The 13,378-nt window shown below is 59.3% G+C and carries 11 protein-coding genes; 2 read left to right on the top strand and 9 right to left on the bottom strand.

Going from position 1 to position 13,378, the window contains the following annotated elements; translation table 11 throughout:
- The first annotated feature begins 67 nt into the window (after window positions 1-67).
- Window positions 68-1,006, top strand: a complete 939-nt coding sequence (locus AC3ITY_RS18010) for a site-specific integrase (RefSeq protein ID WP_489304165.1) — start codon at window positions 68-70, stop codon at window positions 1,004-1,006.
- Window positions 1,007-1,010: 4 nt separating this feature from the next.
- Here the strand turns inward: AC3ITY_RS18010 and AC3ITY_RS18005 are convergent, their stop codons facing one another.
- The 9 genes from AC3ITY_RS18005 to AC3ITY_RS17965 form a co-directional block, all read right to left on the bottom strand.
- Complete coding sequence (locus AC3ITY_RS18005) at window positions 1,011-2,081, bottom strand: ABC transporter ATP-binding protein (RefSeq protein ID WP_223461167.1); 1,071 nt, start codon at window positions 2,079-2,081, stop codon at window positions 1,011-1,013.
- Complete coding sequence (locus AC3ITY_RS18000; RefSeq protein WP_223461169.1) at window positions 2,078-3,676, bottom strand: ABC transporter permease; 1,599 nt, start codon at window positions 3,674-3,676, stop codon at window positions 2,078-2,080. Before AC3ITY_RS18000 ends, AC3ITY_RS18005 begins: the two co-directional genes overlap by 4 nt.
- A gap of 4 nt (window positions 3,677-3,680) precedes the next feature.
- Complete coding sequence (locus AC3ITY_RS17995; RefSeq protein WP_489304162.1) at window positions 3,681-4,694, bottom strand: iron ABC transporter substrate-binding protein; 1,014 nt, start codon at window positions 4,692-4,694, stop codon at window positions 3,681-3,683.
- A gap of 266 nt (window positions 4,695-4,960) precedes the next feature.
- A complete protein-coding gene (arnT, locus tag AC3ITY_RS17990; RefSeq protein ID WP_489304160.1) occupies window positions 4,961-6,598 on the bottom strand; it encodes a lipid IV(A) 4-amino-4-deoxy-L-arabinosyltransferase in 1,638 nt (545 codons plus the stop codon).
- 259 nt (window positions 6,599-6,857) lie between these two features.
- Window positions 6,858-7,514: a lipopolysaccharide core heptose(II)-phosphate phosphatase PmrG gene (pmrG, locus tag AC3ITY_RS17985; RefSeq protein ID WP_489304158.1), complete on the bottom strand. Its 657-nt coding sequence runs from the start codon at window positions 7,512-7,514 to the stop codon at window positions 6,858-6,860.
- Between the two features lie 306 nt (window positions 7,515-7,820).
- Window positions 7,821-8,378 (bottom strand): PqiC family protein, encoded by a 558-nt coding sequence (locus tag AC3ITY_RS17980; RefSeq protein ID WP_489304156.1) that lies wholly within the window; start codon window positions 8,376-8,378, stop codon window positions 7,821-7,823.
- A gap of 17 nt (window positions 8,379-8,395) precedes the next feature.
- On the bottom strand, window positions 8,396-10,072 hold the full coding sequence (locus AC3ITY_RS17975) for a PqiB family protein (protein ID WP_489304154.1): 1,677 nt from the start codon (window positions 10,070-10,072) through the stop codon (window positions 8,396-8,398).
- Window positions 10,053-10,709 (bottom strand): paraquat-inducible protein A, encoded by a 657-nt coding sequence (locus AC3ITY_RS17970; RefSeq protein ID WP_489304152.1) that lies wholly within the window; start codon window positions 10,707-10,709, stop codon window positions 10,053-10,055. Before AC3ITY_RS17970 ends, AC3ITY_RS17975 begins: the two co-directional genes overlap by 20 nt.
- Window positions 10,706-11,302: a paraquat-inducible protein A gene (locus AC3ITY_RS17965; RefSeq protein ID WP_489304150.1), complete on the bottom strand. Its 597-nt coding sequence runs from the start codon at window positions 11,300-11,302 to the stop codon at window positions 10,706-10,708. Before AC3ITY_RS17965 ends, AC3ITY_RS17970 begins: the two co-directional genes overlap by 4 nt.
- Window positions 11,303-11,674: 372 nt before the next feature.
- Here AC3ITY_RS17965 and AC3ITY_RS17960 point away from each other — a divergent pair, with 372 nt between their 5' ends.
- Window positions 11,675-13,327: an arylsulfatase gene (locus tag AC3ITY_RS17960; protein WP_489304148.1), complete on the top strand. Its 1,653-nt coding sequence runs from the start codon at window positions 11,675-11,677 to the stop codon at window positions 13,325-13,327.
- Window positions 13,328-13,378 lie beyond the last annotated feature (51 nt).

Below are 13,378 nucleotides of genomic sequence, written 5' to 3'. Positions count from 1 at the left end.
TTTTACATCGTCGTTATTTCACTTCTTAGTTGTTTCATTGAACTGTTTACATTCAAGGCTGTTTCGTTTGATTGACTTACCTGTTACTGACTCACGCTCACCCCTCACCAATCCGCTGACCCTGTATCTGGCGCGACTGGCGCCATCCAGCCAGCTGACCATGCGTTATGTGCTGCAGGATGCCGCCGACCGCCTGGGCTTCGAAGACCAAGATATCGAGGAAATACCCTGGCACAACCTGCAGCCCGAAAACGTGATCGCGCTGGTGGCCACCTTGCGTTCGGATGGCTATGCGCCGAACACGTCTTCGCTCTATGTCAACGCGGTGCGCGGGGTGATGAACGAAGCGTGGCGCATGAGCCTGATCTCTCAGGAGCATCTGTTGAAGATGCGTACGGTGAAGGGCATGGCCGGTACACGGCTGTCCCAGGGGCGCAATCTCAGGCGCACGCTGATTCAGGAACTGATGGCGGTCTGCGCCGCCGATCCGCGGCCGCAAGGCCTGCGGGATGCAGCGATCATCGGGATTTTGTACGGTTCGGGAATGCGCAAGTCCGAATCGGTGAACCTGGAGCTGAACCAGGTCGATTTCACCGAGCGCAGCCTGCGGGTGACTGCCAAGGGCAACAAGCAGTTGATCAAGTACGCGCCGGCCTGGGCCTTCGCCAAGCTTGAAGCCTGGCTTGAGCTGCGCCGTTCGCTGCTCAAGGACGGCGAGTCGGACGACCCGTTTCTGTTCAACCGCATCCGCCGTGGCAGCCATATCACCCGTGAGCGCATCACCAAACACGCGATTTACTACATCGCCCGGCAACGGGGCGCGCAGGTCGGGGTGAAAATCATGCCCCACGACTTCCGGCGTTCATTCATAACCCGGGTGATCGAAGAGCATGACTTGTCGATTGCGCAGAAGCTGGCGCACCACAGCAACATCCAGACCACGGCCAACTACGATGTGCGCGATGACAACGAGCGGCGTCGGGCGGTGGATCGATTCGACCTGTGAGCGATCACATCTCGCTCAGTACATGGGCATGACCAATGGTCGAGACCTGAACCGAACTGCCGGCGGGTGGTGCATACATGCCTGAGCTGCGCACCAGCAGTGATCGGCCCGATTGCTCGTTGCGGGTCAATGGCTGGAGCTCCACCGTCAGCGTGCAGGTGTTGCCGCTGAAATCCCGATCGGTGACCACGGCCCGGCACCCGCTGGCTTCCGGGTCACTGGGGAGGATGCTGGCTAGTTGAAGTTGTTCGGGTCGCAGCATGATCTGCGCCGAGCTGTTGTTGCGGTGGTTGTTGACCGGGATCCGCCCCAGGTCGCAATGGGCCCAACCGGCCTCGATGCGGGCGGGCATCACCACGGCATCCCCCAGAAACAGGGCGGTCTGTTCGTCTTCGGGATAGCGGTAAAGGTCCAGCGGGTGCCCTGACTGTACCAATCGGCCATGACGCATCACCGCCAACTGGTCGGCGAACGACAGGGCTTCACTCTGGTCATGGGTGACCAGGATGGTGGTGACGCCCGCGTCTTCCAGCAGTCGCGCAACCATCTTGCGCATCGCCGCGCGCAATCCGGTATCGAGTGCCGAGAACGGCTCGTCCAGCAGCATCAGCCGTGGCTGTTGCGCCAACGCCCGGGCCAGGGCCACGCGCTGTTGCTGACCACCGGATAATTCATGGGGCCAGCGCTCGGCCATCTTCGCGTCCAGCGCCACGCTGTCCATGAGCTCGGCGACGCGCTGCTGTTTTTCAGTGCCCTTGGTGGGCAAACCGAAGCCGATGTTCGCCGCCACGGTCATGTGCGGGAACAGTGCGCCGTCCTGCGGCACGTAGCCGATCAGGCGTTGATGGGCCGGCACTTCGTGGGTGCCGTCGACCAGGGTCTGGCCATTGAGCGATAGACGCCCGGAATCGGGGAATTCGAAGCCGGCAATCATCCGCAGCAACGTGGTTTTACCCGAGCCGGACGGGCCGACGATGACCGTGCGACTGCCGCTCGGCACCGACAGGCTGACGTTGTCCAGGGCGCAATGGGCGCCATAGGACTTGTAGAGGGCATTCAATTCAAGAGTGTTCATCGGCCAGCCGTTTTTTTCGATTGGTGATAAAGAAGTCCGGTCAGCGGCAGCGACAGCACAACCATCAATAAGGCGTAGGGCGCAGCGGCCGCGTAATCGATTTCGCTGGTCATGGCCCAGAACCCGGTCGCCAGGGTGCGCGTGCCGTTCGGGGCCAGCAACAGGGTAGCGGTCAATTCATTGGTGATCGCCAGGAACACCAGCGCCGCGCCAGCGGCTGCTCCCGGGGCAGCCAGGCGCAAGGTGATCAGCCACAGTGCCCGGGCCGGCGAGCGGCCAAGGCTGCGGGCAATGTTTTCCAGTTCCACCGGGGCCTGGGCAATGCCTGCGCGCAGGCTCACCAGGGCACGAGGCAAGAACATCAACAGGTAAGCCAGCAGCACGGTGAAGGTGGTCTGGTAGATCGGCCGGGCAAAATGGATCGTGACGGTCACCAGTGCCAGCGCCACGATAATTCCCGGCAAGGAACTGGTGATGTAGTTGCAGCTTTCCAGTACCCGTTGCAGTCGACCGGGATAGCGGATCGACAGCCAGGCAATCGGGATCGCCGCGCAGGTGGTCAGCGCCGCGCCAGCGATACCCAGTAGCAGGGTTTGCTCCAGAGCGGGCAGCAATTCAGCCATGTCCCAGACTTCCACACCGCCGGCGATGAGCCATTTGCCCAAGGTGATCAAGGGCACGCCCAGGGCCAGGGCGCAGGTCACGATTTGCAGCATCAGTGAGAGTAGGGTGGATGCCGGTTTCAGGCACACGACCCGTTGCTCCCGGGCGCTCCCCGAACCGACTCGAGCGTAACGTGCTGAGCCCCGTGCCGCGGATTCGGCCGTCAACATCGCCAGGCAACACAGCGCCAGCACACTGGCCAGCATGTGCGCTGCCGCACCGTTGAAGGTCGATTTGAACTGATCGAAGATCGCGGTGGTAAAGGTGTCGAAGCGGATCATGGCGTACAGGCCATATTCGGCCAGCAGGTGCAGGCCGACCAGCAAGGCGCCGCCGCAGATCGCCAGGCGCAATTGCGGCAACACCACGCGGAAAAACACTTTCCAGGGTTTGAGTCCCATGGATTCGGCGACGTCTTCGATGGCCGGATCGAGCCGGCGCAAAGTGGCCGCTACCGGCAAATACAGGAACGGGAAGTAGGCGATGACCGAGACCAGGACACCGGCAAACAAGCCGTGAATCGGTGGCACCAGGCTGACCCAGGCGTAGCTGTGAACGAACGCAGGCACCGCCAGCGGTGCGGTGGCCAGCAACGACCACCAGCGCCGTCCGGGCAAATTCGTGCGTTCAGTCAGCCAGGCCAATGTCACCCCCAGCGCCACGCACAAGGGAATCGTCAGCAGCACCAGCAACACGGTGTTGACCAGCAGTTCACCGACACGAGGGCGGAACACCAGGGCCACAACGGTTGACCAGCCTGTCTGCAGGGACACGCCAATAACGTAAGCGATCGGTAGCAGTGCCAGTAATGAAACCAGCACCGACAGACCGATCACCCATACACCGCCACGTCCCGCAAAGACTCCGCGGGATCGTCGACGCAAATGTGCGGGTGTCGCCTCAGCGACCCCCGCAGGCAGGGTTTCTGGCATCAATTTAGAGCAGTCCGGCCTGTGTCATCAGCTCTACGGCTTTTTTGCTGTCGAGCTTGGAAGCATCGACAGTCGGCGCATCGAGTTGCTGCAGAGGCACCAGTTTAGGGTTGGATTCAGCGTTCTTGCCTACGGCGTACTCAAACGACTTGCCGTTCTTCAGGACGGCCTGGCCATCCTTGCCGGTAATGTATTTGAGAAACGCCTGGGCTTGTTCTTTATGTTTGCTGGAAGCGAGGACGCCGCCGCCGGAGATGCTAACAAAAGCGCCCGGATCTTTGTGCTTGAAATAGTGCAGGGTGGTGTTTTTGCTGTTCTCGCCGGTCTTGGACTGATCCACCAGGCTGTAATAGTGGTAGATCACGCCGCTGTCGATCTGCCCGGCATTCACTGCTTTAAGTACCGAGCTGTTGCCACGGTAGTTGGTGTAGTTGGTTTTCATCGCTTTCAGCCAATCCAGCGTGGCGGCTTCACCCTTTTGTTCGAGGATGGCAGCGACGATGGCCTGGAAGTCAGCACCGCCTGGCGATGCAGCCCAGCGACCCTTCCAGCTCGGCGAAGCCAGGTCCATGATCGATTTTGGCAGCTCGGCTTCCGGCAGTTTGCTCGGGTTATAGACGAACACCGTGGAGCGCGCGGCAATCCCGACCCATTTGCCGTGGGCCGGGCGGTAGGCGGAGTCGACCTGCTCCAGTGTGGTTTTGTCGACCGGCGTAAACAGCCCGGCGTTGTCGACCAGCACCATGGCCGGGGAGTTTTCGGTCAGGAATACGTCCGCCGGAGAAGCCACGCCTTCCTGCACGATCTGGTTACCCATCTCGGTGTCATCGCCGTTGCGCAAGGTGACGGGAATACCGGTTTCCTGAGTGAAGCCCTCGACCCAGGCCTTGGTCAGGCCTTCGTGTTGCGCGTTGTACACCACGATACCGACGGAGTCGGCTGCGTAGACCTGGCCAGCGCTCAGCAAAGCGGTGGCCAGCAGGGCCTTTTTCAAGAACGAAGGGATGTTGGGAATCATTCTGCGGGCTGCTCCTGGTGCATTTTTTTGAAATTCATGCGCATTCAAACGCCAGTTAACCAATGCGAATCATTTGCATGTTTTGAATGGCAGGGAATGTAGAGATCCAAATGAGAAAATAACGTAAAAAAAACCGTAAATACATGTAATTTTCATTCAGATTAGCAGCGCTGCGCCCACTGTGGTTCGTCTCGCCGATCAAATAAGGCGAAAACGAAAAAACCGAGAGGCCGCTTTGGCCACCCGGTTTTTTTTTGGTCTGCCTGTCAGGGCTGGATTTGCGGGAAGATCAGGACCTGCAGGTTGCCGCGCTGATAGCGCTTGCCGTCGGTGGGCAGCGCCTCGACTTCCTGAACCTCATCGACGCTGTTGACCCTCATCACCACCCCGACCGAGCCCTTCTTACGCGCCTCGGTCATCCATTGCCCGACGTCTTCCCGGGTCACTTTGCGCGAGGCCGTGGCCGGATCCGAAAGGCCGTACTTCAGCTCGCCGATAACATTGTAGAGCGCTACTTCCGGTCGTTTGGTCAGCCACGACAAGGCCGAGGCTGCACCCAGGTCGTTGCTCAGCAGCGAGGTGGTCTGGTTCAAGCTGTCCAGGTGTTCGGCGATAAACCGGTCAGGCATCTTGCTGTCGACGATCTGCCCCGGCATGGCGGCGGGAAGCAGCGCCACCAGCAGCCAGATGCCGAGGGCCGGCATCGCCCATAACGTCAATGGCCGCAGGATTTGCAGGGCGTTGGCGATGATCCAGCCCAGCAGCACGATGAACGCCAGGGACAGGCTGAACATCTCGGTGTTCTCGAAAATCTCTTTGCTCAATTGCAGGTACAGCAAAGCAATCAGGGCCACCGTGGCGATGACGACGTTGAGCCATCCGTTGAAGCGAATCGTCCGTTCCCGTGCCTGTTGCAGCAGGCGGGTCAGCGCATGACCCATCAGCAGCGCCAGCGGTAACAGGCACGGCATGATATAGGTCGGCAACTTGCCGCTGCTCATGCTGAAAATCGCCAATGGCAACAACATCCAGAGCAGGAGAAAACCGCCGACGGGCTGACGCTTGTCGTTCCAGGCCTGGATGAATGTCGTTGGCAACAACGCGGCCCAGGGCAAGGCGGAAACGACCAGCATCGGCAGGTAGAACCACCACGGACGGGCGTGTTGCGCATTGTCGGCGGCGAAGCGGCGTACGTGTTCGTTCCAGAAGAAGAAATTCCAGAAATCCGGTTCCTGATGATCAATGGCCAATGCCCAGGGCAGGCAGGCTGCCGCGGCGACCACAACAGCCAGTGGTCCGTAACGCAACAGTTCGCCAATTCGACGTTGCCAGACCATGTAGGGAAGGGCGATCACCGCCGGCAGCAGCCAGGCCAGAAAACCCTTGGTCATGAAGCCCATGCCACAGGCGATGCCCAGGACCACCCAGGCACCCAGCCGGGCACGCGTGGTGCGGCTGTCGATGGCAAACCACAGGGAAACCAGGCTCAGGTTGACCCAGAGGGTGAACTGCGGGTCGAGGTTGGCGTACCCGGCCTGACCGGCAATCAGCCCGAAGCTCATGTAGAGCAGCGCGCAGGCGAAGCTTTTGCGCGGATCGCCCCAGAACCGGCGGGCAATCAGGTAGGTCAGCCACACGCTCAGCCCGGTACTCAGCGCTGACGCGATGCGCACCCCGAACAGATTGTCACCAAACACCGCTTGGCCGATGGCAATCATCCAGTACCCGGCAATCGGTTTTTCGAAATAACGCAGGCCCATGAAATGCGGCGAGACCCAGTTCCCGCCCTGCAGCATTTCCTGGCTGATCTGGGCATAACGGGTTTCATCGGGAATCCACAGACCGTGGCTCATCAGCGGCAGCAAGTAGAACGCGATGAACGCCAGTACCAGGGCGAACAGCATCCAGGGCTCGTTGGCAGGTGCCGTTGGGGCGTGCAGGCGGGAAGAATGGCCAACAAAATCTGGCAATGGCTGATTTGACGTCATGACTCGACCTTGCGCTGAGAAAGGCTGCTCGAAGAGTGGTATGCAACTTGTCAGAGAGAAAACCGGAATGATATTGAACTCAGAGAAGTTCAATCACACTTCTCCCGTTTTGTTCAGGGTTCATTCAGTCCGGTTTGAAACAACTTAGTGCCGAGGTTCTCGATCCGTAGTGACTTCAGTTTTTTTCTTGTAACAGAGTGTTCCAGTCTTCGGCATTCACAATGCCGAGCACTTGCAGTTGACCATTGCCATCGATGCGGACAAACAGCGCGCTGGCATACTCGGCGTCCTTCGCCGAATGCTTGAAGCCGGTCTGCTTTTCAAAATCCGCGATGCAACCGCTATGGGTTACCAGCACCAGGTTGCGCTGGGCCACCTTGTGCGCCACGACGTCATTACGCAGGGTCGTGCCACAGGTCGCCAGCCACTCCTGGGTCCGTGGGTCGCTGTTGAACATGTAATGCGCGGTCTGCACGGTGCGCGTCACCGGGCTGGTGAGGATGTCGGTTTGCGTCAGACCCAGGCGTGCCAGGCCTTGCCCGACACCGGCGGCCGCTTCACTGCCAACACGGGTAATGCCGTCGGCCGGGCCCAGGCAAGGATTGCTGGAACGGTCGCACCGCTCGGCATGACGGACCAGTACCGCAATCTCGCCGGCACTCCATTGTTGCAGCAGTTGTGCCCGGGCTTGCGCGCCCTCATGGGCCAGATTGATCGGGGATTTCGGCCACAGGATAAGGCCGGTGACCACTGCGGCGACGGTCAGGGCACCCAGGGCCACTACCGGTTTGAAGAGTCGCGACGACGGTTTACGCGAGACGGAGTTGATCAAGTTTGTCCACCAATTGGAGCGCCAGGGAACGTGCCGTTAAAAAACCTGAAACAGCACAAAGATTTCCGCCGAGACTAAGTTCAGAGAATTTACTGCTGCACAAAGTAAATCTGCGCAGGTGTCGGAGCGGTGAAAGGAATGTGAAAAAATTGCTGAGAAGGTTCGGTCGGGCAATGAGTTGGTTATTGGGAATTGTTATCCTTTGTTCCTGTGTGGAATGGCAGCGGGAAACTAACGCGGTTAACGGGACTGGATTCAACGGCGAACTTGTCGCCGTTGATTCGATGGGGATGGGGGAAACCGAAGTCAAGAGGACGGGCAACCAGCCCGTGTTCCGGCAGCAGCCTGGCTGATCAGCGCGGCCAGGCGCTTGATGTTGTTTTGCTGGGCAAGCACCAGATCATCGATGTTCGCGCCTGAAGGGGTTTGCAAGGTACTACGGCAAATGACCCGTGCAGGTTCGCTTTCGCCGGCACCGCGCAGGCGCCATTTCACGTCCATCAATGCGTATTGACCGGGGACCGAGTCAAAGCGCTGCACATCGACCCGCACCGAATACCTGCCTTGTACAGGATGGTCGCTCAGTTGATCGGCCAGCGCACTGCGCAATTCATCCACGAAGGTCGCGCCCCACCAATGTGTTTCCAGGATCGCCAGGCCACTGTTGCCCTGGCGAATGACGATCTGCGCGCGATCGACCTGGGGCGGCACGCTGATACTCTCGATCTGAATCACCCCGGTAGTGGTCCTGGAGTGATCACCCACCTGGGCCGGGGTCAGGGTGTGGAATTGAATCGGGTCACTGCGGCAAGCGGCGAGCAGCAACAGTGTGGTGACCAATGTGAACTTCAGCGGAAAAGCCATGGGTGTTGCTCCTGTGCTCAATTGCGCGGTGGCCCTTGCAGATCCATGGGTGCGGCATTGTTCGGACGGCCGCGAAGCAGCGATTCCGGATGCCGTCCCAGGTAATCCGAAAGATCACGCAAGGATCTCGACGTGCGTCCCAGTTCATCCAGGGTCTGCCCCAGTTTTTCCCGTTGCGGCGAATCCTCGGCCAAGGTCGAACTGGCGGATTGCAGGGTCGAATTGGCCGTTTCCAGCGTCTTGCTGACGTCCGACAAGGTGGTTTGCACGACAGGCAAAATCTTGCCGTTGAATTGCATCATGCCTTTGCGCAGTTCGACGAGATTGCCATCGAGATTGCCGGCGATACGCTCGATCGGCAGTTTGTTGATCTTGTCGACCATGGATTCGAGTTTTTCCTGCAATTGCTCGAGGCTGCCCGCAATGGTCGGGATCATGACCGGGCGCGCGTTTGCATCGAAGGCGACTTTGTCGGCCTTGGGGTAAAAGTCCAGGGCAATGTACAGCTGGCCGGTCAGGAAGTTGCCGGTGCGGGCCTGGGCACGCAGGCCGTTTTCGATGAAGGTGCCGATCAGGCGTACGCCAGCGGCTTCGTTATTAGGGTCATGATTGAGCGCCTTGAGCATTTTGATGTGGGCCTGGCCCAGGCGTTGCGGGTAGATCACGATGCCGACGTTGATTGGAAAGGAACGTTTTTTCTCGTCGTAATCCAGATTGACCGCCACCACCTTGCCGATTTCCACACCGAGGAACTCCACCGGGGCATCGACCTTGAGCCCGCGCAGTGCCTGGTCGAAGCGCATGGCCAGGTACTGCGGCTTGCCGTTTGGCGGGGCGAGGGCGGTCTGTTGGTCTTCGAACAGTTCGTAGGCGTACTCTGCGGCAGCAGGTTTATCGTCTGGGCTGTAGTCTGGCGCGCGGAAGGCAATGCCGCCCACCAGCAAGGCAGACAAGGATTCGGTCTTGACCGCAAAACCGTTGGCGCCGACGTTCACGTCAATGCCGCTGGCGTTCCAGAAACGGGTGTTTTCCGTGACGTACTTGTCATTGGGTGCATGGATGAACAGTTCTATGTTCACACCCTTTCCATCCGGGTCCAGCGCGTAGGCCACCACCTGGCCCACCGGGATCTTGCGGTAGTAGACCGGAGAGCCGATATCCAGCGACCCCAGGTCCTGGGTGAACAGGGTGAAACGCTTGCCCGGCTCGCCGTAGGTGATGGGCGGCGGGTTCTCCAGCCCCGTGAAGTTTTTTGCCCGGCCGTTGGCCTGGCCGATATCGGCACCGATGTAATCGCCCGACAGCAGTGTATCGATACCGGACACACCGCCCGCGCCAATGCGCGGCCGCACGACCCAGAACTGCGAATCTTCGCGGGTAAAGCTTTCGGCCTGCTTTTCCAGTTTGATGGTGGCGTTGACACTCTTCTGGTCATTGGCCAGCTCCACATCGGAGACATGACCAATCACGACATTGCGGTATTTGACCTCGGTCTTGTTCGCGGTCAGGCCGTCCCCGGTCTTGAACGTGATAACGATGGTCGGGCCTTGCTGCAACATGCTGTGAACCACCAGCGAAATACCCACCAGCACCGCGACGATCGGGACGATCCAGACCAGCGAAACGCTGAAGCGGCGGGTCTTGATCGGCGCCTGCCCGGGGGCTTGCGGCCCGTCAGTGGCTTGTGACTTCATCCGTGACCTCCTCATTGTGTGGGTTTTCCCGTTCTTTATCCCAGATCATGCGTGGATCGAAACTCATTGCCGACAGCATGGTAAACACCACCACCAGACCAAAAAACAGAATGCCCGGGCGCGGTTCGATATCGGCCAGGGCCTGGAATTTCACCAACGAGGCCACCAGGGCGACCACGATCACATCGAGCATCGACCAGTAGCCGATGACCTCGACGAAGCGGTACAGCGTCGACCGCTCTTTACGTGCCCACTCGCTGTCGCGTTGCACGGTGACCAGCAGCAATGTGATGGCGACGAACTTGATGCCCGGCACCGCGATACTGGCAATGAAAATGATCAGGGCGATGTCCCAGGCGCCGGCTTCCCAGAACTCCAGCACGCCGCTCATGATCGTGCTATCGGAGCCATGGCCGACCATTTCGGTGTTCATCACTGGCAACAGGTTGGCCGGGATGTAGAACACCAGGGCGGCAATCATGAAGGCCCAGGTGCGGGTCAGCGAATTGGTTTTGCGCCGGTGCAGCGGTGCACCGCATCGCTCGCATTCGTGGGGTTCGCCAGTCATGTCGCAGGCCAGCCCGCAGGTGTGACACAGGCACAGGTTGAGCTCGTCGGCGTACGGAGGCGTGCTCATACGATGTCCCATAGTTCGCGGATATCGCGCCCGGCGATGCGGATCATCATCAGGCTCAGCGCAGCCAGGGCAAACAACCCGATGCCGGGCAGCACATCGAGCAGTCCGGCGAGTTTGATCACCGCGACCATGGCACCCAGCAGGCAGACTTCGAGCATGCTCCAGGGCCTCAGGGTTTCCAGCCAGCGCATGCAGAACCTGAATCCGGGCGAGCGTCGCCCGCTGAGGGCGAAGCCCAGCACCCAGATCAGCAGCAGCAACTGGAAAATCGGTGCGATGATCATGGCGATTGCCGCCACCATGGCGATGAACGTGATCGGCCCCAGGCTCAGGGCCAGCACCGAGTCCCAGAGCGTTGCGCTGTTCTTCACGCCTTTGAGGTTGATGCTCATTACCGGATAGAAATTGGCGAACAGCCATAGCATCAACGCTGTGAAGGTCAACGCAAGACGCTGTTCCACCGTGAGACCGTTATAGCGCTGAAGCACGCCGCCGCAGCGCGTACACAGGGTTTTTTGATGTTTGGCGAGCGTTACTTTTTGGTACACGCTGTCGCAGTGCTCGCAGATGATCAGCTGATCAGTAGTTGCCATGGGTCAAGCTCAACAGAAGGCAGGAAGTTCAGAGCACTCCCTCAATATAGAAGTGACTCGCAATTGAGCAAATCGAAAGTCGCAACCTGAACACTATCCGCCGCCGGGGGGGGACTCGACCCACGGAATTACATGGGGAGCAAGCGACGAACGACTTCGAATTCCACTGCCTGCAATGCGCGTTTTAAAAATAACCGTACTAGGCTGACTCGGGTGCCTTGAGTAGCAACGGGAGTTCCATTGTTTGGGTCGTTGAACGCCTGGAACTAACCAGAGGGCATGGTTTGGGGGTAACTCACCAGGGTCCGGTCACGGATTACTTGAAAACAGGTAGCCGGCCACAAGGATCCGTCCCGATAAAGGAAGGTCGCCATGAAAAGACTCTCGCATCGCTCAAGGTTCTACATTGCAGGTTCATTACTGATAGCGCTTAACGGTATGGCCCAGGCTGCACAAACAGAAAAGCCCAATATCCTGTTCATCGTGTCCGACGATACCGGCTACGGCGACCTGGGTCCGTATGGTGGCGGTGTCGGCCGGGGCATGCCGACACCCAGCATCGACGAACTGGCCGCTGAGGGCACAACCTTTTACTCGTTCTACGCGCAACCAAGCTGCACGCCAGGGCGAGCCGCCATGCAGACCGGGCGCATCCCCAATCGCAGCGGCATGACCACCGTGGCCTTCCAGGGCCAGGGCGGTGGTTTGCCTGCCGCCGAATGGACACTGGCCTCGGTGCTCAAGACCGGCGGTTACGAGACCTACTTCACCGGCAAGTGGCACCTGGGTGAGGCCGACTATGCGTTGCCCAATGCCCAGGGCTATGACGTGATGAAGTACGTCGGCCTCTATCACCTCAATGCCTACACCTACGCCGACCCGACATGGTTCCCCGACATGGACCCGGAAACCCGGGAAATGTTTACCAAGGTGACCAAGGGCGCACTCTCGGGCAAGGCGGGAGAAAAGGCCGTCGAAGAGTTCAAGATCAACGGCCAGTATGTTGATACGCCGGTCATCGATGGCAAACCCGGTGTAGTCGGGATTCCCTACTTTGACGGTTATGTCGAAAAAGCCGCACTGGAATTCCTCGACACCGCCGCCAAATCCGACAAGCCGTTCTTCATCAACGTCAACTTCATGAAAGTGCACCAGCCGAACCTGCCAGCACCGGAGTTCGTTCACAAGTCGATCTCCAAGTCCAAGTACGCCGACTCGGTGGTCGAACTGGATACGCGCATCGGCCATATCATGGACAAGCTCAAGGCGCTGGGCCTGGATAAGAACACGCTGGTGGTCTACACCACCGATAACGGCGCCTGGCAGGACGTTTATCCGGACGCCGGTTACACGCCATTCCGTGGCACCAAGGGCACCGTGCGCGAGGGCGGTAACCGGGTCCCTGCGATCATGACCTGGCCTGGAAAAATCAAGCCCAATGCCAAGAACCACGACATTCTCGGCGGGCTCGACTTGATGGCGACCTTCGCCTCGGTGGCCGGCATCAAGTTGCCGGAGAAAGATCGCGAAGGTCAGCCGATCTATTTCGACAGCTACGACATGACCCCGGTGATAACCGGCACTGGCCCCGACCCACGTAAAGAGTGGTTCTATTTCACCGAAAACGAGTTGTCGCCGGGGGCGGCCCGCGTAGGCAACTACAAGGCCGTGTTCAACCTGCGTGGCGACAACGGTGTGCCGACCGGTGGCCTGGCCGTGGACACCAACCTGGGCTGGAAAGGTGAGTCGAAGTACGTGGCGGTCGTACCACAAGTCTTTGACTTGCTGCAAGATCCACAGGAGCGCTACGACATCTTCATGAGTAACGTCACCGAGCGCACCTGGACCATGGTGCCGATCAGCCAGGCGATCAACAAGCTGATGCAGACCTACATCAAATACCCGCCACGCAAGCTGCAAAGCATGGGCTATGACGGGCCGATCGAGTTGTCCAAATACCAGAAATTCCAGTCGGTACGCGAAGAAATGCAGAAGGAGGGCATTAACATTCAGATGCCTCAATAGATGTGCCGCGGCGATCTCTTGAGGTCGCCGCAACCCCTCCTGACCTGCCGG

Source organism: Pseudomonas sp. GL_091, assembly GCF_057837725.1.
The sequence above is the reverse complement of the archived record's forward strand: the minus strand, read 5'-3'. Positions and strand labels throughout refer to the sequence as shown.

What these genes read in the sequence shown, in the direction of transcription:
- AC3ITY_RS18000 (WP_223461169.1), bottom strand. Translation starts at nt 3,676, where the DNA reads ATGCCAGAAACCCTGCCTGCGGGGGTCGCTGAGGCGACACCCGCACAT.
- AC3ITY_RS17975 (WP_489304154.1), bottom strand. Translation starts at nt 10,072, where the DNA reads ATGAAGTCACAAGCCACTGACGGGCCGCAAGCCCCCGGGCAGGCGCCG.
- AC3ITY_RS17960 (WP_489304148.1), top strand. Translation starts at nt 11,675, where the DNA reads ATGAAAAGACTCTCGCATCGCTCAAGGTTCTACATTGCAGGTTCATTA.
- AC3ITY_RS17995 (WP_489304162.1), bottom strand. Translation starts at nt 4,694, where the DNA reads ATGATTCCCAACATCCCTTCGTTCTTGAAAAAGGCCCTGCTGGCCACC.
- AC3ITY_RS17980 (WP_489304156.1), bottom strand. Translation starts at nt 8,378, where the DNA reads ATGGCTTTTCCGCTGAAGTTCACATTGGTCACCACACTGTTGCTGCTC.
- AC3ITY_RS17970 (WP_489304152.1), bottom strand. Translation starts at nt 10,709, where the DNA reads ATGAGCACGCCTCCGTACGCCGACGAGCTCAACCTGTGCCTGTGTCAC.
- AC3ITY_RS17965 (WP_489304150.1), bottom strand. Translation starts at nt 11,302, where the DNA reads ATGGCAACTACTGATCAGCTGATCATCTGCGAGCACTGCGACAGCGTG.
- arnT (WP_489304160.1), bottom strand. Translation starts at nt 6,598, where the DNA reads ATGCTGTTCGCCCTGGTACTGGCGTTCATCGCGTTCTACTTGCTGCCG.
- AC3ITY_RS18005 (WP_223461167.1), bottom strand. Translation starts at nt 2,081, where the DNA reads ATGAACACTCTTGAATTGAATGCCCTCTACAAGTCCTATGGCGCCCAT.